General features: G+C 65.3%; 22 protein-coding genes, 1 tRNA gene and 1 pseudogene. 7 read left to right on the forward strand and 17 right to left on the reverse strand.

What is annotated here, in order from left to right; all coding sequences use genetic code 11:
* Window positions 1-3 precede the first annotated feature (3 nt).
* The 14 genes and pseudogenes from Q0309_RS18345 to Q0309_RS18405 all read right to left on the reverse strand — a co-directional run bounded on the left by Q0309_RS18345 (window position 4) and on the right by Q0309_RS18405 (window position 12726).
* Window positions 4-486, reverse strand: coding sequence for a sialate O-acetylesterase (locus Q0309_RS18345; RefSeq protein ID WP_299444714.1), 483 nt, complete (start codon window positions 484-486; stop codon window positions 4-6).
* 202 nt (window positions 487-688) lie between these two features.
* On the reverse strand, window positions 689-1102 hold the full coding sequence (locus Q0309_RS18350) for a VOC family protein (protein WP_299444716.1): 414 nt from the start codon (window positions 1100-1102) through the stop codon (window positions 689-691).
* The gene (locus Q0309_RS18355) at window positions 1099-2127 is read right to left on the reverse strand and encodes a hypothetical protein (RefSeq protein ID WP_299444718.1); all 1029 of its coding nucleotides are present in this window, start codon (window positions 2125-2127) and stop codon (window positions 1099-1101) included. Before Q0309_RS18355 ends, Q0309_RS18350 begins: the two co-directional genes overlap by 4 nt.
* Window positions 2128-2136: 9 nt before the next feature.
* The gene (locus tag Q0309_RS18360) at window positions 2137-3690 is read right to left on the reverse strand and encodes an MBOAT family O-acyltransferase (RefSeq protein WP_299444721.1); all 1554 of its coding nucleotides are present in this window, start codon (window positions 3688-3690) and stop codon (window positions 2137-2139) included.
* A gap of 4 nt (window positions 3691-3694) precedes the next feature.
* Window positions 3695-4630, reverse strand: a complete 936-nt coding sequence (locus Q0309_RS18365; RefSeq protein ID WP_299444723.1) for a class I SAM-dependent methyltransferase — start codon at window positions 4628-4630, stop codon at window positions 3695-3697.
* A complete protein-coding gene (locus Q0309_RS18370) occupies window positions 4627-6615 on the reverse strand; it encodes an HAD-IIIC family phosphatase (protein ID WP_366940666.1) in 1989 nt (662 codons plus the stop codon). Before Q0309_RS18370 ends, Q0309_RS18365 begins: the two co-directional genes overlap by 4 nt.
* Window positions 6616-6636: 21 nt before the next feature.
* A complete protein-coding gene (locus Q0309_RS18375) occupies window positions 6637-6888 on the reverse strand; it encodes an acyl carrier protein (protein ID WP_299444727.1) in 252 nt (83 codons plus the stop codon).
* Between the two features lie 485 nt (window positions 6889-7373).
* Entirely contained in the window at window positions 7374-8033 is a 660-nt protein-coding gene (istB, locus tag Q0309_RS18380) for an IS21-like element helper ATPase IstB (protein ID WP_299444783.1), read from the reverse strand.
* A 321-nt stretch (window positions 8034-8354) separates the two neighbouring features.
* Complete coding sequence (gene istA, locus Q0309_RS18385) at window positions 8355-9869, reverse strand: IS21 family transposase (protein WP_299444729.1); 1515 nt, start codon at window positions 9867-9869, stop codon at window positions 8355-8357.
* 75 nt (window positions 9870-9944) lie between these two features.
* Entirely contained in the window at window positions 9945-10328 is a 384-nt protein-coding gene (locus tag Q0309_RS18390; protein WP_366940668.1) for a hypothetical protein, read from the reverse strand.
* A gap of 15 nt (window positions 10329-10343) precedes the next feature.
* A pseudogene (locus Q0309_RS18675) lies at window positions 10344-10542 on the reverse strand (Arm DNA-binding domain-containing protein); the annotation flags it as partial.
* A gap of 194 nt (window positions 10543-10736) precedes the next feature.
* Window positions 10737-10827 (reverse strand) — tRNA-Ser (locus Q0309_RS18395).
* 190 nt (window positions 10828-11017) lie between these two features.
* Complete coding sequence (secB, locus tag Q0309_RS18400; protein ID WP_299444730.1) at window positions 11018-11539, reverse strand: protein-export chaperone SecB; 522 nt, start codon at window positions 11537-11539, stop codon at window positions 11018-11020.
* A gap of 158 nt (window positions 11540-11697) precedes the next feature.
* Complete coding sequence (locus Q0309_RS18405; protein ID WP_299444732.1) at window positions 11698-12726, reverse strand: hypothetical protein; 1029 nt, start codon at window positions 12724-12726, stop codon at window positions 11698-11700.
* Window positions 12727-13537: 811 nt separating this feature from the next.
* On the opposite strand from Q0309_RS18405, the gene Q0309_RS18410 reads away from it, so the two are divergent.
* The 5 genes from Q0309_RS18410 (at window position 13538) to Q0309_RS18430 (ending at window position 17426) form a co-directional block, all read left to right on the forward strand.
* Window positions 13538-13780, forward strand: coding sequence for a DUF4160 domain-containing protein (locus tag Q0309_RS18410; RefSeq protein WP_299444787.1), 243 nt, complete (start codon window positions 13538-13540; stop codon window positions 13778-13780).
* Window positions 13761-14030, forward strand: a complete 270-nt coding sequence (locus Q0309_RS18415; RefSeq protein ID WP_299444734.1) for a DUF2442 domain-containing protein — start codon at window positions 13761-13763, stop codon at window positions 14028-14030. The genes Q0309_RS18410 and Q0309_RS18415 overlap by 20 nt, the downstream gene beginning before the upstream one ends.
* Before the next feature lie 302 nt (window positions 14031-14332).
* The gene (locus tag Q0309_RS18420) at window positions 14333-15547 is read left to right on the forward strand and encodes an NADP-dependent isocitrate dehydrogenase (protein ID WP_299444736.1); all 1215 of its coding nucleotides are present in this window, start codon (window positions 14333-14335) and stop codon (window positions 15545-15547) included.
* A gap of 110 nt (window positions 15548-15657) precedes the next feature.
* Window positions 15658-16821 carry an AAA family ATPase gene (locus tag Q0309_RS18425; RefSeq protein WP_299444738.1) on the forward strand — a complete coding sequence of 388 codons (1164 nt, stop codon included), beginning with the start codon at window positions 15658-15660 and terminating at the stop codon, window positions 16819-16821.
* A complete protein-coding gene (locus Q0309_RS18430; protein ID WP_299444739.1) occupies window positions 16818-17426 on the forward strand; it encodes a hypothetical protein in 609 nt (202 codons plus the stop codon). The genes Q0309_RS18425 and Q0309_RS18430 overlap by 4 nt, the downstream gene beginning before the upstream one ends.
* A 189-nt stretch (window positions 17427-17615) precedes the next feature.
* Here the strand turns inward: Q0309_RS18430 and Q0309_RS18435 are convergent, their stop codons facing one another.
* The 3 genes from Q0309_RS18435 to hisB all read right to left on the reverse strand — a co-directional run bounded on the left by Q0309_RS18435 (window position 17616) and on the right by hisB (window position 20899).
* Window positions 17616-18764 (reverse strand): PQQ-binding-like beta-propeller repeat protein, encoded by a 1149-nt coding sequence (locus tag Q0309_RS18435; RefSeq protein WP_299444741.1) that lies wholly within the window; start codon window positions 18762-18764, stop codon window positions 17616-17618.
* 11 nt (window positions 18765-18775) lie between these two features.
* The gene (locus Q0309_RS18440; RefSeq protein ID WP_299444743.1) at window positions 18776-19693 is read right to left on the reverse strand and encodes a hypothetical protein; all 918 of its coding nucleotides are present in this window, start codon (window positions 19691-19693) and stop codon (window positions 18776-18778) included.
* 606 nt (window positions 19694-20299) lie between these two features.
* On the reverse strand, window positions 20300-20899 hold the full coding sequence (gene hisB, locus Q0309_RS18445) for an imidazoleglycerol-phosphate dehydratase HisB (RefSeq protein ID WP_299444789.1): 600 nt from the start codon (window positions 20897-20899) through the stop codon (window positions 20300-20302).
* A 237-nt stretch (window positions 20900-21136) separates the two neighbouring features.
* On the opposite strand from hisB, the gene Q0309_RS18450 reads away from it, so the two are divergent.
* A complete protein-coding gene (locus Q0309_RS18450; protein WP_299444745.1) occupies window positions 21137-21661 on the forward strand; it encodes a helix-turn-helix transcriptional regulator in 525 nt (174 codons plus the stop codon).
* 455 nt (window positions 21662-22116) lie between these two features.
* On the forward strand, window positions 22117-25119 hold the full coding sequence (locus tag Q0309_RS18455; RefSeq protein ID WP_299444748.1) for an EAL domain-containing protein: 3003 nt from the start codon (window positions 22117-22119) through the stop codon (window positions 25117-25119).
* Window positions 25120-25121 lie beyond the last annotated feature (2 nt).

Raw genomic sequence — 25121 nt, forward strand, 5'->3', positions numbered from 1 at the left:
ATCTCAACATCTTGGCATCGACCAGACCGCCCGGGTGTGCCTATCGACCGCGAACCCAGGCGTGTCGGTCAGACGGGTATAGTCCGCGATGATCTGCGCTTCGGAGCGGGCTATCTTAGCGTCCGTCTCCCCCTGGTGCCAGATGATGACGCGCGGCGTGAAGCCCGCAGCCGTGGCGTCGGCCACCCTGTCTCGCAGCGCAGCGTAGTAGACGGAGCGGTCGTTCATCCAGTCGGCGGCCTGCGTGCCCCCGACGGCCCCGTGGATGAACAGCACATCACGGTCCAGGGTGTCGGTCAGCCGCGCGCCGAAGGCCGTCCACAGGCTGTTCAGACCCAGACCCTTGGAGGCCCCGAGGACGGGAGCCTCGGCCTGGAAACACTGGCCGTCGAAGAAGGTATAGACCCGTCCCAGGCGCTCGGCCGGGGTGGCCTCGCCGGAGATGTTGTTGGCCGCGTTCGACTGGCCCCCGGTCACGGTGGTCACGGTCCCGGCCGGATCGGGGCAGGCCACCGCCGAGCAGGCCAGCCACTAGACCGACCGCGCCGAGAACGGCGCCGACGCGCAGGCAGGACAGGATACGGCCGCTCATGGCATCACCTCGTGGAGACTGGGTGGGCGGATCGGGCGGGAGGCTTCCGCTGGGTTTCCCTTGGGGGCTTCCCCTGGGGACGGACGCCCAGCCCTATCACAAGGGCTGCACGTATTCGATCATGATGCCGCGTGTCGCCACGGGATGCACGAAATTGCACAGGAAGGTCCCGGCGCCTTTGACCGGCTCGTCCTCCAGCATGCGCACGCCTTGCTCGGCCAGGGTAGCCTGCACCGCCCGGATATCCGGGGTCTCGTAGGCGTAGTGATGTACGCCGCCGGAGCCCTTGTTGAAGCGGGCCAGAGAACCCCCGGTAGGCACGACCAACTCAACCTGAGCCGAGCCCTCCGGCGCGGCGCAGAACACGCACCAGCACTGAAACCGATCGACGTAGCCCCGGTAGTCTTCCGTATGGCCCATCATGGTCAGGAATCCCGCGACGTCGTCCATGTCGGGCAGGATGATCCCGACGTGATGCAGTCGCAGGGCGGATCCGAGAGCGGTGGTCATGAGTCGGTTCCCAGGGTGGCCAGGATGCGGTCGACAAGCCAGTCCGTCAGCAGTTCGGCGCCCCGGTACGAGGCATGGCCCGAATCAATGAAGTTCTCGGGATCGCCCTGGTAAACGGTGCCGAGCCAGAGATCGCCGAGCCCGCGCAGATAGTCTGCATCCAGTGGGGCGTCAAAGCCCTTGTAAAACGGCAGATACAGAAACACCAAGCGGACCCCGTGGCGGTCGGCGAGGTCGGCCAGCCGCTCGATGTAGGTGCGCGGCACCCCGAACTCGATCCAGGCCAGGGATTCCGGAAGGATGGCCTTGGTCAGTTCGCGATACCGGCGCGCGCTCTGCCGGTCCAGCATCGCAGCGTGTTCCGGGTCCGCCAGTTCGGCGTCCTCACCCGCGCGGCTCCAGTCCGGATCGTTGAATGTCCGCAGGTCGGGCGTGGAGCCGAGATAGGCGGCCGGGTCGAACGCGGCCCGGCGGCCGAACGCCTCCGGCACCACACTTGCCAGCCCAAGCGACGCCTGCCGGAAGGGCAGCCGGGTCAGGTTCGCCGGCAGGTTCCGGTTCAACAGCCACGGACTCGTCAGAACCTCGCGCGCGGTGGCGATCTCGACGAACGCTTGGTGCCCGTCACGCGGCATCTGCTCCGTGACGCCGAACACGATCAGTTTGATCTCGGGCCGGGCTTTCAGCGCCTCGCGGATGGTGGTCAGGCGGATGTCGAAGCCGGTGGCCGGCATGGAGATGTTGGCGACCCCCAGAGGCTGACCGCGCGCAGCCAGCTTGTCCTCCAGAATGGAGGCGGTCACGCCGCGCCCGACCCGCGAGGAGCCCACGAACAGCACGTCGATCGGGGCCGGATCGTCGTGGATCCGCTCGAAGATCCAGGTCGCGCGGCCGAAAATCGTATCGTTCAGCGACTGATAGCGGACGTAGGGGCTGTTCGGAATCGCCAGCGTCGCCGCGGTGAGACCGCAGAACAGAACCACCACAAGCCCGAGCCACAGTTTCAGGGACAGGGGTCGCGCCATCGGGACCTCCTAGAAATTGAAATAGATGAACTCGGACTGGCGATTGCCGATGGCCATGATCCCCAGATACAGCACGGTGCCGGTGAACAGCGCGCCCGCCACGGTCGGCCGCCACTGGAACGACACCAGGGGCCGCGCCTCATGCTTCCAGCGGTCCCAGTCGATGGCCGGGCGGTAGCGGCCCATGATCTGCTGGGTGTTCGGGAACACGAAGATCAGCAGGCAGGCCAGCAGGGCGAACACCAGCGGCTTTGCGATCACATCGGCCGCGCTCACCGGGATCAGGGCGGCGAGGCTGCCCAGGGTGGAAACGTCCACCATTCCGGCCCAGATCGCCACGGCGTCCCCTACGCTCTCCGCGCGGAACATGACGTTGGCCAGGATGACGCACAGCAGGGTCAGGCCGTGGTAGGCCGCGATCGACCCCACGCCGGGCGGGTCCTTTCGCCGCGCCTTGCGCCGATAGGTGCGCCAGAACTCGTTGACGGCCAGATAGGTGCCATGCATCAGGCCGAACACGACGAAGGTCCAGCCGGCGCCGTGCCACAAGCCGATGACGACGAAGATCGTCACCGTCGGCAACCCCGTAACCACCCAGAACGTGGACCACTTGCCCATCTCCATCTCCGCGACCCGGCGGGTCAGGGCGACGGCGAGCGGCTGGTACATGTAGGCGACGATGAACTGCTGCAGGGTCATATGCCAGCGGCGCCAGTACTCGATGATGCTGACGGCGCGCAGCGGGGAATGGAAGTTCAACGGCAGCCGGATCCCGAACATGCGGGCGAGGCCGATGGCCATGTCCGAATAGCCCGAGAAGTCGAAATAGAGCTGGATGGTGTAGCAGATCGCCGCCGTCCAGGCCTGGGCGAAGCCGATCTCGTTGCCGGCTGCCGCGCTGTCGAACACCGGCGAGGCATACAGGGCGGCGCTGTCCGCGATGACCGTCTTCTTGAACAGGCCGATGGCGAAGATGGTCAGCCCGACCGACAGATGGGCCAGACCGAAGCGCCCGAGATGCCGGCCGAAGAACTGCGGCACCATGTCCTTGTAGTGGACGATCGGGCCGGCGATGAGCTGCGGAAAGAAGATGACGAACGTGGTGTAGCGCCAGAGGCTGGCGCGTTCGACCCGGTCGCGGCTGACGTCGATCAGGTAGGCGATCTGCTGGAACGTGTAGAACGAGATCGCCAGCGGCAGGATGATATGGGGCAGGTCCAGCGTCTGGCCCGACAGCGCCTCATAATTCTCGGCGAAGAAGTTCGCGTACTTGTAGTAGCCGAGCAGTCCCAGATTGAACACCACCCCCGCTGTCAGCGGTAGCCATGCCGAACGCTCCCGCGATCGGGCCGCCCGTATGAGGCGGCCGAACCCGAAATTGACGAGCACCGAGGCGATCAGAAGCAGCACATAGATCGGGTTCCAGGCCCCGTAAAACACCAGCGATGTGCAGACAAGGTAGATGAACAGGAACCGCCGTTGCTTCAGATAGATGAGAAGGTAGTAACCAATTAAGACGATTGGCAGATACAGGCCAACGAACTGATATGAATTGAACAGCATGGGATCAATCCCCAGCGACCGCGATGACGCAGACCGAGACCGATATCTTTTGCCGCAGGGCGCGTTTCAATTCCTTGCCCTGGCTGGCGAAGGCGCCGTGCGATACGACGCGGAAACCGGCCGTTTCGACCAGGGCCAGCACGTCCTCGACCGTTTCCAGCAGGTAGATGTGGTCCGGCGACGGGCTGTTGATGGGCACGTTGACGAACAGATACGCCCCAACGGCCATCACGTTCCGGATGCTGGTCAGGGCCCGCCGCGGGTCCTCCAGATGCTCCAGCACCTCGCTCATCACCACCAGATCGAAGGCCGCCGCCCCTGGAGCCAACTGCATGATGTCCTGGACGGCGAAGGTCGCGCCGGATGCCCCCAGCCGCTCCAACGCCCGCCGGCTCTGGTCCACCGAAACGGGCGAAATATCCCAGGCCGTCGCCCCCGCCAGACCGAACGTCTTCAGGGACAGATACAGCATCAGGCCGTGGCCGGGTCCGATCTCCAGCAGGCGAGCGGAGTCCTTCAGGACCTTCGGGACCTCGCGGAAATAGAAATTGCAGGACTCCACATGGTTCGACCAGAACACCTGACTGAGCAGCAGGCCGTCGATATAGCGTTCCATGTAGGCGTCGTCGGAATAGACCTCGGCGTTTGCGGCCTCGAAGGTCGTCAGCCGATAGGACCCATGCCGGTGGAAGTGCAGTTCTTCCTCTCGCAGGCGGTCGCAGGTCCATCGGTAGTTTTCGGCGATGGTGTGCAGGCGATCCCCGCCCAGGATCACGGCCGCCTCGGCCAGCCACTCCGTCATCTCCAGCACCGGCGCATCGCGCACGGACAGGCTCTTGGTCAGATAGGCCTCATGCTCCGGCCAGACCTTCAGAACGGCGTCCGCCAGCGTGGTCGTGGCCGGACGGCCGGTAAGGAGTTCGCTCAAGGTGGGGGTCATGCGGCCTCTCGCCATGCCGACTGAAGGGACGGTGCCAGGGTCAGGGTCATCGGCAGATCCGGCCGGACGTGGCGGTCCAGATCCAGCACATAGCGGGTGCCGTCGTCCTCGATCGGCCCGACCGGCGCGAAACCGAGGGACGGCAGCAACTCCCGGACCAGGCCGTTCTTGGCGGTCGGGCGATAGTCCGCGTACAGGCGCGCGACACCCTTTTCCTTCAGGGCGGCGACCGCCACCGCCAGAACCGCCTGCTCAACCCGCCGTTCCAGCACCCGGCAGCTCATCAGCCACGTATCGCACAGATACGCATCCTCGAACGGGCGCAGGATCAGGACGGCGATCATGCCGTTGTCGCCGAAGGTGTCCTTCAGCCGCACCTGGAAGGTCAGGGTGTCCGGGTCCTGCTCCATCCGCGTGACCTCGGCCTCGGTGTAGCGCCGGGTCGTCAGATTGAACTGGTTGGTCTTGTTGATGAGCTGGGTGATGCGCGCCCGCCCGGTCTCGTCGAACGGGGCCACCGCGCACTCCATCGCGAGGGAGCGCAGATAGGCGTCGTAGTCCCCGATGGTCTCCAGGGCCGCCGCCCGCGCCGCGTTGGCGCGGTACTGGTCGGCGCGCTGCATGTCGTCGGCGGTCAGGGTGAGCGTCTCGAAATAGCCCGACCCAGCCAGCAGCGGCACATAGTCCGCCGGGTCGTCCGCCAGTTCGACGACATTGACCGCGGGCAGCATCTGGCGCACCCGCGCCCGTTCGGCCGGGTTGTCGTCGACGAAGACCAGCGCATCGACCCCAATGTTCAAGGTGGTCGCGATGCGTTGCAGGTTGGTGGCCTTGTCGGTCCAGTTGGCGACGAACACCGCGATGTCGTCCAGTCGCAGCGCCATGTCGGGCAGGTGTTCGAACGGCTGGCGGGCGATGGCCTCGTCGTTCTTGGAGCACACGGCCAGAACGATGCCGCGCTGCTTCAGGTGCAGGGCGTAGGTCTGCAGGGCGAGATGGGCCTCTCCCTCCGCGCTGCCCTGGCCGATGCGGATGCCGTTCAGGCCGTCGTCGCCGACGACGCCGCCCCAGCAGGTGTTGTCCAGGTCCAGCACCAGACACTTCGCAGACAGCCCGCGCACGGCCCGCAGCAGACGGGCGACGTGATCGGCGTAGAGCGGCAGATAGGTCAGGTTGAACGGCACCTTGGCGCGGTAGGTCAGCCTGGGATCGTACCAGCGGTCCAGGCCGACCCGCCCCGCCAGCGCCGCCACGTCGAACAGCACCGCCTGATGCGAGGCCGCCAAGTCCGCCAGCCGGCCGTTGAGCCGCTGGATCATCGCCGCCGGCGCCCCCGGCAAGCGGGCGTCCGCATGACCGGACCAGCCGGCCAAGGGTGGCGGCAGGGTTTGCAGCAAAACCGTGCCCACGCCCGCCGCCTGCAGCCGCTCCACCAGCGCGGCAACCGACTGGGCGGCGCGCTCCACCGCGGCATCGGCCTCGCCCGGATCCACGATGGGCGCGGCCAGACCCAGGCCGGCGGCGGTCTCTGCCAGCAATACGCCATCGGCCTGGAAGGCATGCAGACCGCTGTTGGGATTGAGCACTTCGGCGGCGGTCTGCCCGTACCCCGGCAGATAGGTCTCCAACCGCACCCCGTGGCGGAACGCGGCTACACGCAGGGCTGGAACCGTAAAGTCAAAAGTTCCTGTGGCCAGGATAGCCAGACGAAAGCGTGCAAGTGGCCTTGCGGCGTCCTGCAGGGCCCTTAGCCGGGTATCGACCTTCGCGATATGGTTGCTGTCCAGGTCTGTTCGCGTCAAGGCCGCTAGCGCGTCGAGTTGACCATCAGCTGACAGATCTGACAAGCCGCGAATTATGGCTCGCACTGTTTCTGGCTGAGGAGGAAGCCATGGTAAATAGCCTTCTGATATCGTGCGCATCATCACTACCCTAAGGGAGGGGGCCAAATTTGATGCAGATCGCCCATCAAGTCTCCAAAACATAAAATCAACATAACTCTCCCGTCAGGCATTAGTTTTTCTGGCAACAGCAGTCACCAGATCGCCAAACTTCCTCAGGCTTTCGATTTCAGCATCTGAAAACTTTATGGCGTACTTTTTTTCTACAGCCACTATAAGGCGCACGTGGCTAAGGCTGTCCCACTCTTCAACATCGTCGGCCGTAGTCTCATTCGTGATCTCAATATCTTCCACATCCATCACATCTTTGAAGATTTTAACTATAGCAACATGCAATTCTGAAGTGCTCTTAGCCATCAAAACAACCCTTCCCATTAGCATGTCGAAGATTTAGGGCAGTGCGGCATGATTAACACAATGTGGGAACCTCGAACAACCGCCTGTTTGGCCGGGTCGGCGGTGTCGGCGGAAGCCTGAAAGCCGCTTTGGGCGTGTTTCACGCCATCGTGATCGCCATGTCCGCTATGTTTCTCATTTTGCCCTCCGTTTGGACACACGCCTGCCCTAACCAGCCATCACGCCGGTCAGTTAACCCGCCCGATTCATGTTGTAGGCACAGCCGTCGAACTGCGCAAACAGATCCTCCACCTGCTCGTCGGACAATTGTCAATCGGCGTCCAAAATTGCCCCGGGATCGGCTTGCAAAACAGCCCCACACTGGCGGTTGAGTAGGGCTGTCCAGGCAGTCCACGGGAAGGACCCGGCCGGGCGCCGCCGCGCCCGTCAGGGGGCCGGCGGCGGGGCCCGGCGGGGAGGGGCCTGTGGACCCGCCTGGGCAGCGCTTACGAGCGATTGCGGAACCGCCAGCTCTCGTTGCCGGTCTCGAGGATGTCGCAGTGGTGGGTGAGCCGGTCGAGCAGCGCGGTGGTCATCTTGGCGTCGCCGAAGACGGACGCCCACTCGGCGAAGCCAAGGTTCGTCGTCACGATCACCGACGTGGTCTCGTACAGGCGGCTGATCAGGTGGAACAGCAGCTGACCACCGGTCTGGGCGAAGGGCAGATAGCCCAGTTCGTCCAGCACCACCAGGTCGACCCGGCGCAGCTGGTCGGCCAGGCGGCCGGCCTTTCCGGCCCGGGCCTCCGCCTCCAGCCGGTTGACCAGGTCGATGGCCGTGAAGAACCGACCGCGCGCCCCCTGGCGGATGCAGTGGGCGGCGATGGCCGTCGCCAGATGGGTTTTGCCCGTGCCGGTGCCACCCACCAGCACCACGTTGCGCTGGGTGGCCAGGAAGTCTCCGTCGTGCAGGGTCCGGACCACCGCTTCGTTGACCGCGCTGGCCGCCGAGAAGTCGAACTCCTCCAACGTCTTGGTCACCGGGAACCGGGCGGCGGCGAGCTGATAGCGGATCGATCGGGCCCGTTTCTCCGCGATCTCGGCACGCAGCAGGTCGCCGAGAATCTCCTGGGGTCGGCGGTTCCGGTTCAGACCGTCGCGCAACACCTCGTCCGGGCGCGGCTCGCACCACGTCGGGTCCCCCAGGGAACGCGATGTGGTGCGTGAATCCGCGCCCAGGTCATGACTCTGCAGCCGATTCACGCATGAAGCTGGACCGCGAACGGTCCAGCTTCATGCGATCGGCTGCGAGCGGCCCGCATGCCCGCCAGCTTCAACGCGCGCATCATCTCCAGGATCTCAGGACGCTCCATCATACCAGTCCTGTCAGGCTTGCCCTCCCGCTCCCCCACCCGGCCACCCAACGATAGGATACTTGTGTGGGTGGCCGGGTGGGGGAGCGGGGCGGTCAGGTCACAGCGAAGCTGATCAGCCGCCATCGTTGGCCGCGCGCAGGGCATCGTAGCGGGCACAGTCCGCCCGCGGCGGCACCGCCAGGGTCAGGTGGGTGGGGATGGCGATGGGCGGCGCCGGCGATCCGTCCCGTCGTCGGTGCAGGATGTTCAGAACGACGTCGGGACGGCAGGTGTTCTGCGCCAGCGCCTCCCGGCAGGCCGCGTCCACGGCCTCGACACCATGCTCCGGGATGGCCGCCAGGATGCGGACGAACTGCCGATCCGCCTCGTCGGACCGCCCCAGGCGGCGCTGAACCTGGGCCAGGCCGGCCGGCATCTGCCAGTCCCGGAACGGCGCGCCGTTCCTCAGCGCGCCCGGCTTGCGCGCCAGGATCGGGATGTAATGGACCGGATCGTAGGACACCTCGCCGCGCCCGAAGCGCCGCGCGTGGGCGCCGATCACCACACCGTCCTTCATGATGACGATCCGATCGGCGTACACCCGAACCTGGACCGGGCCATTGGCCGCGTGAGCCGCCACGCTGTACTGGTTCCGCTCATGGCGAACCAGGCAGGTCCGCGAGGCGGTCGTCTCCACCTCCCGGTATCCGTCGAACGCTACCGGGGCCGCGCGCAACGCCGCCCGCTCGGCCTCGAAGACCTCCCAGACCGTCCGTTCCGGCTGCTCGGGATGCCGTGCCCCTTGCGCCCACGACCGGCAGGACTCCTCAAGCCAGCGATTCAGCTCCTCCAGGCTGGAGACCCGGGGCCGGGGCCGGAAGAACCGACCGCGCATCGTCCCCACCTGGTTCTCCACCTGACCCTTCTCCCACCCCGCCGCCGGCGTGCACGCCACGGGCTCGACCAGATAGTGCGAGCACATCACCTCGAAGCGCCGGTTGAAGCGCCGCTCCTTGCCGGAGAGCACCACGTCCACCGCCGTCTTCATGTTGTCGTAAATGCCGCGTGCGCAGGCTCCGCCGAAGACTGCAAACGCCCGCACATGGGCATCCAGCACCATCTCCAGCGTCTGGCGCAGGTACACCCAGACGAACGGCATCCGGCTGTGGCACAGACGCATGTGCGCCACCTGCACCTTCGTCGTCGTCCCGTTCAGGACGATCCACTCCTCCGACCAGTCGAACTGGGTGGCCTCGCCCGGCGCGAACGCCAGGGGAACGAAAGCACCCGTCACCCCATCGCCCGCCCGGCGGCGTCCCTCCCGCCAGCGCGCCGCATACCGACGCACCGCGTCGTAGCTGCCGGCGTACCCCTGGACCACCAGGGCCTCGTAAATCTGACGACGGTTCAACCGATCCCGGACCGGCCGCGTTTCGTTCTCCTCCAGATGTCCTTCGAGGACTGCGATGTACGGCCCAAGCTGGGGCAGCGGCTGGCGGGTCCGCTCGTAAACCGCCTCCGTCTGCCCTGATCGCAGGTACTTCCGCACCGTGTGATGCGACATCCGATGATCCCGGGCAATCGCCCGGATGCTCTTCCCGCCCGCATGTGCCCGCCGTATCCGCGCATTCGTCTCCACCCGCAGCATCCCTCTCCACTCCACCCCGGTCGCGACCTCAGGTGGAAGATAGGCAGAACGGGGTGGGGCACTTTTCGGCGCCGATCACCCCTCAAGGTGGGGCACTTTTGCACGCCGATGCACAGCCGGATTCTCGCCTTCTCGCCATCCTCTGGCCTTCGCGCAATCCAGGATCGCTTTGATCCGCCCGCGCACGCGAGAAGCGGTCTCGGTCTTCTCATTCCAAATGGGTGTCAGCACCGACAGGACATGCTCTGTCGTCACTGCGTCAACGGGCAGATCGCCAATGACCGGATCAGCGTAGGTCTTCAAGGTTGCGCCCCATTGTGCCGCGTGTTTGTCGTTCTTCCATTCGGCCCGCTTCGCCTCGATGAATTGCCGCGCCGCCTCGCTGAACGTCACCACTTGCCGCTCGCTGGCGTTGGCCTTGCGCTTTTCTGTCCCAGGATCAATCCCTTTGGCGAGCAAGCGCCGGGCATCAATGGCTTTGTCGCGAGCCTCTGCCAGCGTGACCGCAGAGCCCCATCATGGTGCGCTTGCCTGCCAGTTGATACCGGAAGACCCAGTTCTTGGCGCCCGAAGGCAGCACCCGGAGATAAACCCCATCCCCGGCGGCATGGAGGCCAGGTTCCTTGATGGTCTGAACTTCTCTGGCCGTCAGACCGCGTGTTGTCTTCGGCATCGCAGCGTCCCCATTGTGGGCGACCGGGCGATGGTATACGCGACCAAACCGCCCCCGCCCTGTCTACCACTGCGTATACCATTGCGCAGCGGTTTGGGGCGATCAAGGGCGAACAGATACGAAAAATCCGGAGCCCGAAAGCCCCGGATTTCCTTGATTTTCTGGTCGTTCACGAACAGCGGTGAACAGGCATCTGGCGGAGGGAGAGGGATTCGAACCCTCGATACCCGGTTAGGGTATACACACTTTCCAGGCGTGCGCCTTCGACCGCTCGGCCATCCCTCCACCGGCCCGGCGATGCCCCGCCGGGAGCGCCGGACCATATCGGACCGGCCGGCCGGATGCAACGCCCTTACCGCCTCCGGCAGCAGGTCTCAGGATGGCATGGCCCGGCCGCGCTTGACCATGCGCACCCTGTGTCGATCGTGTCCCCATGCCAGGGACACGAAGGCATCGCCAGCGGAACCCGCCGCCCTCAGGCGGTGCCGCCGTCGCCGCCGCTGTTGCCGCCGCCGGCCGGGGCGCCCTGTTGCGCCTGCTGAGCGGCTTGCACGCGCTGGCGGAACAGGGCCACGAAGTCGATGGGTTGCAGGACCACGGGCGGAAACCCGCCATCGCGCGTCAGGTCCGCCAGGATGTTGCGCGCGAACGGGAACATGTGGCGCGGCGCCTCGACCAGCAGCAGCGGGTAGGTGTGGTCCTCGGGCGCGTTGACGGTCACCGCCGCGCCGTAGTCCAGTTCGGCGATGAAGGCGACCTTGTCGCCGACCTTGCCCTCGGCGCCCAGCTTCAGGCGCACCTCGTAAAGATTCCGCGACTCGTCGAGCTTGTGGGCCTGCACGTCGACGTTGACCGAAATCTCCGGCGACGAGCGCATCTCGCCGAAAATGGCGGGCGCGTTCGGCGCCTCGAAGGAGACATCGCGGGCGTACTGGAAATTGATGAGCAGGGGCGGGCGTTCCTGGCCGCTGCCGGTTGGGGTGTCTTGTTCGGTCATCGGGGCTGTCTCCACTGCGACGGGTCAGGATGGGGAGGCGCGCCAGCGCCGGGGCCTCGGTTGGCGGTGGCGTAGCATGAAGCGATCACACCTGACAACCGAGCGGCTGGCGCCGCAGCCGCCCCTTCTCGCCGCCGGTGACCACGCCGCGACGGAACCTAGTCAAGGGTCTTGACCGTTTCCCGGTAGTCACCAACGGCGTCCCAGATATCCCAGGCCGCGAAGAGCACGGGAATCGCCTTGGCCGCGCGGGCCGCGTTCGCGGCGGTGCGCCCATAGCCGGCGATGGCGGCCTTTTCCGACGCCACCCGCGCGGTCCTGGTGGTCACGATGTTCGAAGCCTTGCGTTGCGCGCTCTTTTTCAGGCCCTCCTGCGCAAGGCGCTGGGAATACTTGCGGATCTCGCCCTCGCAGGACTTGATGATCTGCCGCGACCGGGCCGTTCCCTGCAGGGCGTTTTGGAGCGTCCTGTCGGCGATCGCGCCGCCGATTTCGCTCGCGGTCGCCTTGCCGCCCTCCGTGGCGATGCCCGCCACCTGGGCGGTGGTCCCGGCTTCCCAGGTCTTGATCACCGAGTGCGTCACCGAGTGCGCAGTGCCGGCGACGGCGAACGCGGTGCCGCTGGCGCCCGCTTCAAGCCCGAGGATGGTCAGACTGGCCCCGGCCGTCCCGCCCCCGGCGGCGGCGGCGACGAAGCCGACCCCGGCGACGGCGCCAATGACGGCCACGCCGATTTGCGCCCCCAGTTTGACCTGGGCCAGCCGCTTGATCGCCTCGTTGGTCTGGCCGACCACCTCCATGTTGATGTTGGTGGCACTCCGGAAGGTGTCCTGAACCGCTGCGTAGGATGTTGCGCGCACCTTCTGCATTCGCGTCACATAGGCATGGGCGGCCGGGGGACCCTGGACATGCAGGGTATGCAGCCAGTGCATCAGAAAATCCTGATGCAGCTTATCGGTCAGGCGTTCGATCTCCGCCCGCGTGGCTGTCTTGACCGTGGCGAACCCGGGCGGCTCCTTCCAGAACATCACGGTATATACCGCGTTGAGGACGGAATCGTCCTTGTAGGTTTCCCAATGGAGATGGGTGGTCTGTTGCGTGGCGATCGCCAGGGCACAGGATCGGAAAAACCGGCTGATTGCAGGAAGATCATAACATACGACCTGGACTCGTTTCGGGTTCGCCATCGGACCCTCCTTCTCCGGCCTGACTGTTATTTGAAGGGCCATCGTCCGGACCGCGCCGCGTGCGCGCCAGCCACGTCCCCGGCAAAAGCCCGGCCCGCGCGCCGAGCACACTGGCACCGCCCCTGCCCCCGCTCGCACGCGGCGGCAGGCTTCGTTGCGTGACGCGGCGTTTCCGCCGTGATGTTGGCGAGACCCGACATGCCCCGAACGCGCCCCAATCCCCGACCGATGGTACGCCAAAAGCCCCCGACCCGGAACCGGGAACCGCGCCGCTGCCCACCCTGATATGCCGGATATCATGTCTCGGCCGCCCCTTGGTCCCAGGACCGGTCGTCACGAGCGGGCGGCTCCCTCTGCGGGGCGCCGCCCCGATTGACGGGCCTCGGCCCGCGCCTTTCCCTTGCCTTCCCCGACCGTCCTGATAAGGTCGCGCCGTCCGTCGAGCGCGCGGAACGGGCGACGCGGGGCCTGCGCCGCGTACGTCGGGTGGCCCGGTATTGGGCCTGACGCCAAGGGCGCGCCACCGGGGCAGTTCGGCGCGGACGTGCGCGACGGCCAGTGGCTGGTGATGGAGGCCGACCCCGATCCGGTGTTCGCGCCCGTTTCGGTCCCCCCCGAATTCAGACACCAAGGCTGATCTGGTCCGCCTGGACATCGACCCGCCGCGGCTGTCCGGCGAGGGCGGGCACGCGTGAGGGGCGTGAGATGGAGGGCCTTCTCGGTGCTGCCGCGACGGTCCCAAGCGGCCGGAGAACAGATCCTGGAGCGGCCGTTGCTGCCGGCCGCATGGCTGAATGCTATGGATGTGGGAATGCCGACTGTATTGCGTGAGGGCGGGTACCGCTTCTTCTTCTACAGCGATGAAGGGCATCCGCGAGAGCCACCTCATGTTCACGTCGTGTCCGCTGAGAAGACCGCGAAATTCTGGCTGAACCCGGTTGAGTTGGCCACGAGCCGAAGAATGCACGCTGTAGAACTTGGGGCGCTTCATGCTATCGTAAGGCGGAACAACACAAGATTTCTGGAGCAGTGGTATGCGCACTTTGACCCTTGAGACCGAACCACGGGCCGTCGACGTCAGCGTCTCCGGGAGCGCGCTCCATGTCGTGCTGGAGGACGGCCGTGAGCTGTCCGTCCCTCTGGCTTGGTTTCCGCGCCTGCTTGAGGCAACACCGGCCGGCCGCGAGCGCTGGGAGTTGATTGGCGGCGGCGAAGGGATCCATTGGCCCGATGTGGACGAGGACATCTCCGTTGCCGGCCTGCTCGCCGGACACCGCGACCGCACCCGCCGGCCCGCCGCCTGACCCGCCAAGACTCCCCGACTCGGACTTATCCCTTGCGATCCGGAGCCGTCCTGATAAGGTCGCGCCGTCCGTCGCCGGGTCGGCGTCGCGCCTGTGCGCGCCCCGAACCGGCACACCGCCCGGACCCCGTCCATGGCCCTGGGGGCGCACCCCCACGGACACGCGCCGTTCCGCAGCCGGGAGTGACTCCCGCCGCTGCCGGCGCCCTTCGGTTCAATCCGTGAGCGGCCCGACCGCGCGACCGGCCTGTGTGTCGGCGGTGCCAGCATCGGCTCGGGCCGGCCAGCCAAGGGGACCCCACCATGACGAAGATCAAGGTCAAGAACCCGATCGTCGAACTCGACGGCGACGAGATGACGCGCATCATCTGGGCCTTCATCAAGGACAAGCTGATCCGGCCCTACCTGGATGTCGACCTGCTGTATTACGACCTCTCGATCCAGAAGCGCGACGAGACCGACGACCAGATCACCGTCGACGCCGCCCACGCCATCCAGACGCACCGCGTCGGCGTCAAGTGCGCCACCATCACCCCGGACGAGGCGCGGGTCGAGGAGTTCGGCCTGAAGAAGATGTGGCGCTCGCCCAACGGCACCATCCGCAACATCCTGGGCGGCACCGTCTTTCGCGAGCCGATCATCTGCGACAACGTGCCGCGCTATGTGCCGACCTGGACCCAGCCCATCGTCATCGGCCGTCACGCCTTCGGCGACCAGTACCGGGCGACCGACTTCCTGGTGCCGGGCAAGGGCAAGCTGACCGTCACCTTCACCCCCGACGACGGCGGCGCCCCGATCACGCATGAGGTGTTCGACTTCCCCGGGTCCGGCATCGCCATGACCATGTACAACCTGGACGAGTCGATTCGCGGCTTCGCCCGGGCCTGCATGAACTACGGCCTGACGCGCGGCTATCCGGTCTACATGTCGACCAAGAACACGATCCTGAAAGCCTACGACGGCCGCTTCAAGGACCTGTTCCAGGAGGTGTTCGACACCGAGTTCAAGGACAAGTTCGACGCCGCCGGCCTGACCTACGAACACCGCCTGATCGACGACATGGTCGCCTGCGCCATGAAGTGGGAGGGCGGCTATGTCTGGGCCTGCAAGAACTACGACGGCGACGTGCAGTCCGACACCGTGGCCCAGGGCTTCGGCTCGCTGGGGCTGATGACCTCGGTGCTGATGACCCCGGACGGCGACGTGGTCGAGGCCGAGGCCGCCCACGGCACCGTCACCCGCCACTTCCGCCAGCATCAGAAGGGGCAGGAGACCTCGACCAACCCGATCGCGTCCATCTTCGCCTGGACCCGGGGCCTGAAGTTCAGGGGCGAGTTCGACGGCACGCCGGAGGTGGTGCGCTTCGCCGAAACGCTGGAACGCGTGTGCATCGAAACCGTCGAGGCCGGCCAGATGACCAAGGACCTCGCCCTGCTGATCGGCAAGGACCAGCCGTTCCTGACCACCACCCAGTTCCTGGATGCCCTGGACGCGGGGCTGAAGAAGGCGATGGGGTGAGGGGGATGCCGCCGCATCGTCTTGCCGGGGATGATCCCGGCGCGTAGATCTAAGGGGTCCGTCGGGTGCATCCGGCGGACCCTTTTGCGTTCGGCCCCGGGATCGCCCCCATGTTCATCACGCACGTCAAGGTCAAGAACTGGCGCAATTTCCGCAAGGCCGAGTTCGACCTGACGCAGCCGGTATCCTACCTCATAGGCCCCAACGCCTCGGGCAAATCCAACCTGATCGACGTGTTCCGGTTTCTTCGAGACATCGCGAAACCGAGGGGTGGTGGTCTGCAACAGGCTGTGGCCGAGCGAGGGGGCTTGGCGTCTTTGCGGTGTGGGTATGTCAAGCAAGACTCCGACGTCCGGATTGAAATCACCTTATCTGATGCCCTCCATGGACCGCACGAAATCTGGCGCTACGGGCTCGGATTCCGGGCTGTTGGTGGCGCGGCCATCGATAGGGTCTTGGTCACGTTCGAATTGGTCCAGCAAGGTGACAACCCTCCGTTCGTTTCACGACCAGACCAAGAAGACGAAAATGATCCACCGCTGCTGACGGAAACGCATCTCGAACAGACGCGAGCAAACGCAAAATTCCGTTCGATTGCAGATACGTTTGCCAATGTCGGCTACCTCCATGTTGTCCCGCAATTGATCAAGCATGGGGAGGACATTGGCGGGAATCGACTGGAGGGAGATCCATTTGGGCAAGGTTTGGTGGATCGAATCGCGAATACGCCCCGTGAGAGACGAGAAATTTACTTGGGCAGCATCAGTGACGCCCTGAGGATTGCGGCCCCTGGCCTTGGGCGCTTGACATTCCGCTTCGATCCTGCCGGTCGGCAGCACATTTATGCCGTTGGAGAGAACGGACGAGTTCGAAAGACATGGCAGTCGGAGGAGGGGTTCTCTGACGGAACTTTGCGGCTCATTGGCATTCTCTGGTCTCTTCTCGAAGGCAAAGGCCTTCTCTTGATCGAGGAACCCGAACTCTCCCTGCACAACGCCGTCGTCGAGCAGTTGCCCGCCCTCATCGCCCGCGCCCAGCGGGATGCCAAGCACAAACGACAGGTCATCATCAGCACCCACAGCGAAGCGATGTTGAGCAACCCCGGCATTGATGCCGGCGCGGTCATCCGGCTGGTGCCGAGCAAGGAGGGGTCAGAGCTCGTGCCCCCCACCGACGCCGAGGTCGCTGCCCTAAAGGCTGGATTTTCAGTGGCCGAGGCGGTCTTGCCGAACACGCGCCCCAAAGGGGTCGAGCAACTGAGTCTGTGGCAATGACCAGCGTATGGCTGGCCACCGAGGATTCGTTAAGTGAGGCTGTCGCGGAACGCTTGTTAACCGAGGCCACTCCGGGTGTTGAAATTGCTCTTCGGTTCGGTGGCCGGGGGTGTGGATATTTGAAGACATCCCTTCCCAAGTTCATCAACATGGCACACCGAGTGCCTGGCCTCGTGCTCACCGATCTGGACCAAACGGATTGCCCACACACATTGATCGCCGCTTGGTTCAAGGGGCGCCCGATCCCCGAGGGCATCCTGTTTCGCATCGCTGTTCGGGAAGTCGAAGCATGGTTGATGGCGGACAAAGACGGCTTCGCGGCCTTCAGTGGGATTCCGAAAGTGAAACTGCCGCAGGATGTCGAGGGCGTTCGGGATCCGAAAGAACATCTTCTTGGTTTGGTCCGGCGGCATGCGCCGAAGAACGTGAAGATGGACCTGTTGCCCCTCGACCCGAGTCAAACAGCCCGCACAGGCATGAATTATAATGATCGCCTGATCGACTTCGTGCGCCGTTCTGATGGCTGGAACCCCGCTCGCGCCGCCGCAAACGCCGACAGCCTGCGCCGCGCCCGAGAGCGGCTGGCGGCCCTGCGGGTCCCTTAGAGCAGATCGTTGGGGCGGATTCACGCGTCCCGTTTGCCCTGCCGAGCGGGACAAATGGGACGCGATCCGCCCTAGGCGCCGGCAAGCCTCCTCTTGGCGCGCGCGCCCGCTGCCCTTATGGCCCGGTCGCGGCTTATAGGGGGCATCGCGTGATGACAAGAAAAAGGTGCGTGGCGCCCGGCCGCTCGATTATTCCATAGGCGCATCGACCGGCAAGCCGGTGACCCGCACCATCACCACGTCGCCCTCGACCGTGCCGAACACCAGTCGGTCGGGATCGGCGGTCGGAGTGACGAACGGACGCGCCCGGAACGGCAGCTTCGGTGCCCCCACCTCGCGGCCGTTGGCGCGATCCAGCACATGCACCCGGTGGCCCATGTCCAGCACCCACAGCCAGGGACCGGAGGCCCGCACCTCGGCCATGATCGGGTCCCAGTCGGTGCCGCCGTCGGAGCCGAAGCGGTGCGTGCGGGTGCGCCAGCGGCGCTCACCTGTGCGGGCGTCCAGGCCGATCACCCACCCCGTGGGGGACCAGAAATAGACGCCGCCGTCATGGACAAGCTGGCTGTTGATGAAGTTGCCGGCCTCGAAGCGCCACAGAATGGCGCCGTCGCCCGGATCCAGGCCATAGACGGCGTCGTCGTAGCCGCCGGCGACCAGCACGCCGCCGTCGCCCGTGAACGCCAGTTGTCGCAGGTACTGCCATCGCCCGGATCGGTCGACGGACCACAGCACCGCGCCGCTGTCGGCATCCAGCGCCGTCAGGTGACCGTCGCCGGCGCCCAGGAACACCGTGTTGTCGCGCGCGGCGGGGGCATAGAAGATTCCGGCGGTGCCGTGGACGGTGTAGCGCCACAGGGGTGCGCCGTCCGCCATGGCGAAGGCGGCCAGATCGGAGCCATCGCCGACCAGCAGGCGGTCCCCATGCACCAGCGGCGCGCCGAAGGCCTCGGTCGGGGTCGCCCGCCATGCGATGCGTCCGTCGGCCACATCCAGCACGGACAGCCCCTTGCGCCCGGCGATCACGACGCGCTCCGACGCCGGACGCGGCGCGAAGTTCGCGGCCGTGGCCAGGGGCGATGTCCAGACCCGGGCGCCATCCAGGGTCCAGGCCTCGGCCGTCGCCTCACCCGCGACAATGATCCGATCCCCCTGGATCGCAGCCGGCGCCAACGTCCTGTTTCCGGTGCTTCCACGCCACGCCACCGTGATCGCGGGCGCCGCGCCGGCCGCCCACGCGGCGGCACGACAGGCAAGGCCGGTTCCCCCGAGGGCCACGAGGCCCCCGAGCACGGCACGGCGAGAGGGGCGGCTCGCGCCGCCCCTCTGCACGCACATCCCGGCGGGGGTCACTCGCACTTCGCCCCCTGGTCGATCCACTGCATCAGGATCTGGATGTTCGGGTGATCGCGGTTCTCGCTGGGTTCGATGCCGGCCGGCATCCGGTTTTCGACCAAACGCTGGTACAGGGCCGAGCCCTCGGCGTCGCCCGGATGAACGATGATTTCCGGCTCCTTGCCCTCGGCGGCGTTGGCGATCGGATCGGCGCCCAGCATGATCCCCTCGTAGGTGGTCAGGTCCAGTTCATGGAAGCTGGGCGGCTCCTGGTTCGACATGTGGCAGTCCGTACAGGCCTGGAAGCCGCCGAAGGCCCTTGGGTTGTTCATCAGGGGCAGAACCTCGGTGCGGAACACCTCGTCGTTCTTGGCCCCGTCGTTGATCCAGGCCTTGATGGTGCGGATGTTCTCGGTGTCGCGCGGCGCGTCGAACGGCACGCCGTACGGCATCCTGTTGTTGCGCAGATAGCGCCGCAGGACGCTTTCCTCGGCGTGACCGGGCTCGAACAGCGCCCGCGCCGGTTCCTCCGTGGCGCCGGTCTTGATGCCCTCGCAGGTCGTCAGGTCGAGACCCCGATAGCTGTGCTCCGGATCGGTGGACGAATGGCACAGCACGCAGGCCGCGCCCTCGCCGAAGGCGTTGGGGATGCGCATCAGCGTGGCGATGTAGTCGTAGGGAACGTTGATTTCGCGGCCCCGGACCAGCTTGGCCACCGCCTCCTCGTGGCTGCTGGCGTAGCCGGGCTCGGTCTCCAGCCGCTCGTAGTATTCCCGCAGGCCGTCGTGGATCTCGCCATGATCGTCGTCGTCATCGTCGGCGAGGGCGGGCGAGACGCCGGCCGCGCCGAACCCCAGGGCGCCGGCCATCGCCAGCGCCAGCAGGACGCGCCTTAGCGGGGACTGATCCGTGTCAGGAAAGAGGTGCGTCATTGATCGTGTCCTCCCGGTTCGTGTTTGTCGTCGTCACGGCCAGGGAGAACCGATCACCCGCGCCGCGTGCGGCGGGATGCCCAATCGTCCGTCCTGCAAAACGGTGGAAGGCCGAAGCCCCCATCCCCCCTGGACTCGTTACGCGCGTATATCACGCTTTTATTATGAACCCCTCCGTTGCGAGGGGACTATGTACCCTGACACACCAATCCGGACGGCACAAAGGGAAATTCGTTTCGATCAGGGAAAAGCGGTGGTTTCACTCCGGCCGGCGTTTCCTCAGGCCGATCCGGTCCTCGGGGGATGCTGATGTCGGATGTCACGCCGGAAGGATGGCACAGGATCGACAGCCTGTTGGGGCATTGCTGAAGAAAAATGCGGCCGGCATTCGCATGGCCTTCCATCGCGAATACGTGTAGGCTAGAAACGACAGACACCATGCGGCGCACCCCGGGCCTGCCACGGCGGGGATTTGCGCCTGTCGCGTGCAGACAAACCCTGGGAGCATGACGGTTACGTGTTGATCCTTTTTGTGCGGGCCAGATACACCGGACCCGGTGGGGTCCGGCCGCCCGGCGACGCGGCCACCCATTCGGTCGGGCGGTTTTACAACGACCCGCCTAGAACCCCTTTCGTCGACGGCACCATGTCGGCCTTGCGCGGGTCGATCTCCACCGCGCGGCGCAGGGCGCGGGCCAGGGCCTTGAAGCAGCTTTCGGCCACATGATGGCTGTTCGTGCCATAGTGCGTTTCAATATGCAGCGTCACCCCGGCGGTCTGCGAAAACGCCTGGAACCATTCGCGGAACAACTCGGTGTCGAAGTCGCCAAGCTTGGCGGTCGGAAAGTCGACCCGCCAGACCAGATAGGGTCTGTTGGACAGGTCCAGGGCCACGCGGGTCAGGGTTTCGTCCATCGGAACAAGCGCTTCTCCATAGCGCTGAATGCCCGTGCGGTCGCCAAGGGCACGCGTGATCGCCTCGCCCAAGGCGAGCGCGCTGTCCTCGGTGGTATGATGAAAGTCGATATGCGTATCCCCTTCGGCCTGCAAGTCGACGTCAATCAAACTGTGGCGCGAGAGTTGCTCCAGCATGTGGTCGAGAAATCCGACGCCGGTCGCGATTCGGTACTGACCCGAACCATCGAGGTTGACCGCCACCGCGATCCGGGTTTCTTTCGTCGTGCGGTCTACGTTTGCTTGGCGCATCCTGATAACCCACCCACCTGTCCGCTTGATGGCTAAATGTGTAGCAGAGACAGACACCGCTCACCAGCCACATCCCGGCGCGAATGGGTAGCGCGCCACCCTTGGTCAGACTAATATACCCCAAGATCAGGCGCAGGCGACTGCCTCTCATGGAAGCAAGGCGAAAGTAATGCGATCTCAACGGGTCCGGCGTGTCGATGCTCCTGTTGAGGACTCTCGAAACCAGAGGACAAAGCCGTGAACACGCAAAGTTTTGATGACCAGGGTAGCCGCCGGTCGCATCCGGATCCCGTCGACGTCTATGTCGGCAAGCGTTTGCGCAAGCAGCGTCTCCTGATGCGGTTGAGTCAGGAACAGTTGGCCCGTGCCGTTGGCGTCACATTCCAGCAGATCCAGAAGTATGAGCGTGGGACCAACCGGATCAGCGCCAGCCGCCTGTTCGATATCGCCAAGGTGATGGGCGTGCCCATCAACTTCTTCTTTGAGCATATCGATGCCGAAATCGAGGGCCGCGACGGACCCGGGATGCTCGGCGAGGGACCCGCGCTGCCGCCCACGCCGCCCGATGCCCTCGTCAACACGGTTCTTGAATCGCTTCCGCCCCAGGTTCGTCATCTGCTGACGCACAATGACACGATCGACCTGATCACCTCGTACTGGCGTTTGCCCAGCGACGACATCCGCCGCAAGTCGCTGACCCTGCTGCGATCGATGTCGGGCCTGAAGGAGAAAAAGGGCGAACCCATTCCGGACGAGGACTGATCCCACACCCCCCTTTACCCTAACCCGTCACCTGCGACCACCGACGCGATCCCGCCCCCAGGACCAAGGCGCGGGCAGGGCGTGACGCGGGTGCGGTTGGGGCGTGCGTGCCATAGGACTTCGCCACGGCCTTGCCGATGGTCATAGAATAGTGTCAGGACATTTTTCGTATAATAGTTGGCGCCACCATTTATTTTGACGCCAAACTGCCCCCGGGTCACAGAACACTTGCGTCCGGCAAACCGCCTCGCCGATACTTGTGATGGGCGTTATCAGACCGCGTATGCCTGAGTGTCCTGGCCGGATCGGCCTCTGTTTGGACGGCACAGGGTGTCGAGACATCCCCACCAATTCCCGCGTGACCGCCCGCAGGTAAGGCCGACCCGGGACAAAAAAAGGCCCTGTCAGGCAGACATACGCACAAACGACAGCGGCCGCGTCACGAGAGGGAGGTTATGTCCCTGATTGAAAGCTCGCTGCTCAGGCGGCTCCCGATTCCGGCGTTCGTGATCGACGCGACGCATCGCGTGCGCCACTGGAACGACGCCTGCGCGGCGCTGACCGGCCAGCCGGCGGAGGCCATGGTCGGCACGCGCGATCAGTGGAAGCCCTTCTACCCGCAGGCGCGGCCGCTGGTCGCCGACCTGGTCATCTCCGGGGCCTCGGACGAGCACATCACCTCCCTGTTTGGCGACGACTGGACCCGCTGCCGGGCCGACGGCGCCATCCGGGTCACGGCCTTCTGCGCCGCGTTGCCGGGCGGCGGCCGCTGGCTGTTGGCCATGGCCACGCCGCTTCTGGGAGACGACGGGGCCATCCTCGGCGCCATCCAGATTTGTCTCGACGTCACCGAACGCAAGCGGGCGGACACCGACCGCCTGTCTGTTCAACGCCTGCTGACGGAGATCATCCAGGGCAACCCGGTGCCCACCTTCGTCATCGACGCCGATCATCGCGTCACCCACTGGAACCGCGCGTGCGAGGTCATCCTGGGCGTGCCGGCCGAGTCGATGATCGGCACGCGAGACCAATGGACGGCGTTCTATCCGGAAAAGCGGCCCGTCATGGCCGACCTGATCCTCGATCAGGCCAAGCTCAGCGAGTACGAACGATACTATGGCGTCTACAAACCATCGGCGTTCATCGACGGAGCCTATGAGGCGGAATCCTTCTTCCCCCATTTCCCCGGCGGCGGCCGGTGGCTGTTCTTCACGGCCGCGCCGCTGCACGGGCTGGACGGCGAGATCATCGGCGCCATCGAAACGCTTCAGGACACCACCGAGCGCAAGCGGGCGGAGATGGCGTATGCCGAAAGCCAGCGCCAGGTCGCGGAGGAAAAGTACAAGACCCTGTTCAATGAAATGGTCAACGCGTTGGCGTTGAGCGAGGTCGTCGTGAACGAGGCCGGGGATCCGGTCGATTTCCGGTACCTGACCGTCAATCCGGCCTTCGAACAGATGACGCGTCTCAAGGCCAGCGACATCGTCGGCGAATTGTTCACGCAGGTGAACCCACCCTACATTGTCTCGCGTCTGCTCAACCGGATGGTACGGGTGGCCACGACTGGCGAGCCGGATTCATTCGAGGTCGACATTCCCGAAATCGGCCGCCACTTCGACATCCGCGCGTTCCGTCCCGCCGCCGGGCAACTGGCGGTCACGTTCCAGGATGTCACCGACCGCAAACAGGCCGAGGTCCGCCTGCAGATGCTGGCCAGTGTGTTCGAGAACACCCAGGAAGGCATCGTCATCACTGACCCGCACAGTACGATCCTCGAAGTCAACGATTCCTTCGTCCGCATCACCGGCTATTCCCGCGAGGAGCTGATCGGCGACACGCCCCGTATCCTGCAATCCGGTCAGCACGGGCCGGAGTTCTATGACGCCATGTGGATGGCCCTGCTGGAAGAGGGTCTGTGGCGCGGCGAGATCTGGAACCGCCGCAAGAACGGCGAACTCTACCCGGAACACCTCACCATCTCGGCGGTTCTCGACAAGCACGGGCACCCCTCGCACTACGTCGGCGTCGTGGTGGATATCACCGCCATCAAGCGGCACGAGGCGGAACTCGACCGCATCGCGCACTACGATTCCCTGACCGGCCTGCCGAACCGCGTGCTGCTGAACGACCGCCTCAAGCTGGCCATCGCCAAGGCCCGGCGGGAACACACCCTGCTGGCCGTGTGTTTCCTCGACGTCGACGGGTTCAAGCCGGTGAACGACACGCACGGCCACGGCGCCGGCGATCACCTGCTGATCGAGTTGGCGGAACGGTTCCAGGTCGAACTGCGCGGCAACGATACCGTCGCACGGCTCGGCGGCGACGAGTTCATCATCCTGCTGGCCGATCTGGAGGACCAGACGGCCTGCATCCACACCCTGCAACGCATCCTGGCCACGGTCAGCCGGCCCTTCTCGATCAGCGGGCAGATGGTTTCGGTGACGGCCAGCATCGGCGTGACCCTGTACCCGACGCAGGCACACGACACCGACACCCTGATGCGCCAGGCGGATCAGGCGATGTACAAGTCGAAACAGCTGGGCAAGAACACCTACTACTTCTACGACGACGACCAGGACGTGGTCGAAATCCAGCACCAGAAACTGATCAAGCGCATCCGGCAGGCGCTGTCAGACCACGAACTGGTGCTGCACTACCAGCCAAAGGTGAACATGCGCACGGGCCAGGTCGTCGGCGCCGAGGCCCTGGTCCGCTGGCACCACCCTGAGCGTGGCCTGCTACCGCCGGGCGATTTCCTGCCGGCGATCGAGCACAACGAATTGATCGTGGCGCTGGGCGACTGGGTGCTTCAAGAGGCGTTGCGGCAGGTGCGGGTCTGGTGGGACGCGGGCCTGGACGTTTCGGTCAGCGTCAACATTTCGGCGCGCCACCTGCAGGCCCCGAACTTCGCCAACCGCCTGGAAGAGCTGTTGCGACAGAGCGGGTGCCTGAACCGCGAATGCCTGGAGATAGAAATCACCGAGACGGCCGCCATCAACGACCTGAAGCGCATCACCAAGCTGATCGAATCCTGCCGCGCGCTGGGCGTGCATTCGGCGCTGGATGACTTCGGCACCGGCTATTCGTCGCTGACCTACCTCAAGCTGCTGCCGGTGCACACGTTGAAGATCGACAAGTCGTTCATCCTCGACATGGCGCGGGACGCCGAGGATCACGCCATCGTGTCGGGCGTCGTCGGGCTGGCCAAGGCCTTTGACCTGACGGTGATCGCCGAAGGGGTGGAGACGACCCAGCACGGCCTGCTGCTGCTGGGGCTCGGCTGCGACCTTGCGCAGGGCTACGGCATCGCCCCGCCCATGCCGCCGGAACGGTTCCTGGACTGGGCGCGGCACTGGGTGCCGGAACCGGCCTGGACGGACGCCCCGGTGATCCATCGTGGGCCTACCGTCGGTCCGGACTCCCTTCTCAACCTGGATGAACCGTTGCGGACATCGTGACG

Origin of the sequence: uncultured Rhodospira sp. (assembly GCF_937138205.1) — a bacterium.
GTDB lineage: Bacteria > Pseudomonadota > Alphaproteobacteria > Rhodospirillales > Rhodospirillaceae > Rhodospira.

Excerpts from the sequence above, each read along its gene's own strand:
- Q0309_RS18410 (WP_299444787.1), top strand. The coding sequence starts at position 13,538 with ATGCCGACTGTATTGCGTGAGGGCGGGTACCGCTTCTTCTTCTACAGC.
- Q0309_RS18375 (WP_299444727.1), bottom strand. The coding sequence starts at position 6,888 with ATGGCTAAGAGCACTTCAGAATTGCATGTTGCTATAGTTAAAATCTTC.
- Q0309_RS18420 (WP_299444736.1), top strand. The coding sequence starts at position 14,333 with ATGACGAAGATCAAGGTCAAGAACCCGATCGTCGAACTCGACGGCGAC.
- Q0309_RS18355 (WP_299444718.1), bottom strand. The coding sequence starts at position 2,127 with ATGGCGCGACCCCTGTCCCTGAAACTGTGGCTCGGGCTTGTGGTGGTT.
- hisB (WP_299444789.1), bottom strand. The coding sequence starts at position 20,899 with ATGCGCCAAGCAAACGTAGACCGCACGACGAAAGAAACCCGGATCGCG.
- Q0309_RS18370 (WP_366940666.1), bottom strand. The coding sequence starts at position 6,615 with ATGTTTTGGAGACTTGATGGGCGATCTGCATCAAATTTGGCCCCCTCC.
- Q0309_RS18440 (WP_299444743.1), bottom strand. The coding sequence starts at position 19,693 with ATGACGCACCTCTTTCCTGACACGGATCAGTCCCCGCTAAGGCGCGTC.
- Q0309_RS18360 (WP_299444721.1), bottom strand. The coding sequence starts at position 3,690 with ATGCTGTTCAATTCATATCAGTTCGTTGGCCTGTATCTGCCAATCGTC.
- Q0309_RS18365 (WP_299444723.1), bottom strand. The coding sequence starts at position 4,630 with ATGACCCCCACCTTGAGCGAACTCCTTACCGGCCGTCCGGCCACGACC.
- Q0309_RS18405 (WP_299444732.1), bottom strand. The coding sequence starts at position 12,726 with ATGGCGAACCCGAAACGAGTCCAGGTCGTATGTTATGATCTTCCTGCA.
- istA (WP_299444729.1), bottom strand. The coding sequence starts at position 9,869 with ATGCTGCGGGTGGAGACGAATGCGCGGATACGGCGGGCACATGCGGGC.
- secB (WP_299444730.1), bottom strand. The coding sequence starts at position 11,539 with ATGACCGAACAAGACACCCCAACCGGCAGCGGCCAGGAACGCCCGCCC.
- Q0309_RS18435 (WP_299444741.1), bottom strand. The coding sequence starts at position 18,764 with ATGTGCGTGCAGAGGGGCGGCGCGAGCCGCCCCTCTCGCCGTGCCGTG.
- Q0309_RS18455 (WP_299444748.1), top strand. The coding sequence starts at position 22,117 with ATGTCCCTGATTGAAAGCTCGCTGCTCAGGCGGCTCCCGATTCCGGCG.
- Q0309_RS18430 (WP_299444739.1), top strand. The coding sequence starts at position 16,818 with ATGACCAGCGTATGGCTGGCCACCGAGGATTCGTTAAGTGAGGCTGTC.
- Q0309_RS18415 (WP_299444734.1), top strand. The coding sequence starts at position 13,761 with ATGCGCACTTTGACCCTTGAGACCGAACCACGGGCCGTCGACGTCAGC.
- Q0309_RS18350 (WP_299444716.1), bottom strand. The coding sequence starts at position 1,102 with ATGACCACCGCTCTCGGATCCGCCCTGCGACTGCATCACGTCGGGATC.
- Q0309_RS18425 (WP_299444738.1), top strand. The coding sequence starts at position 15,658 with ATGTTCATCACGCACGTCAAGGTCAAGAACTGGCGCAATTTCCGCAAG.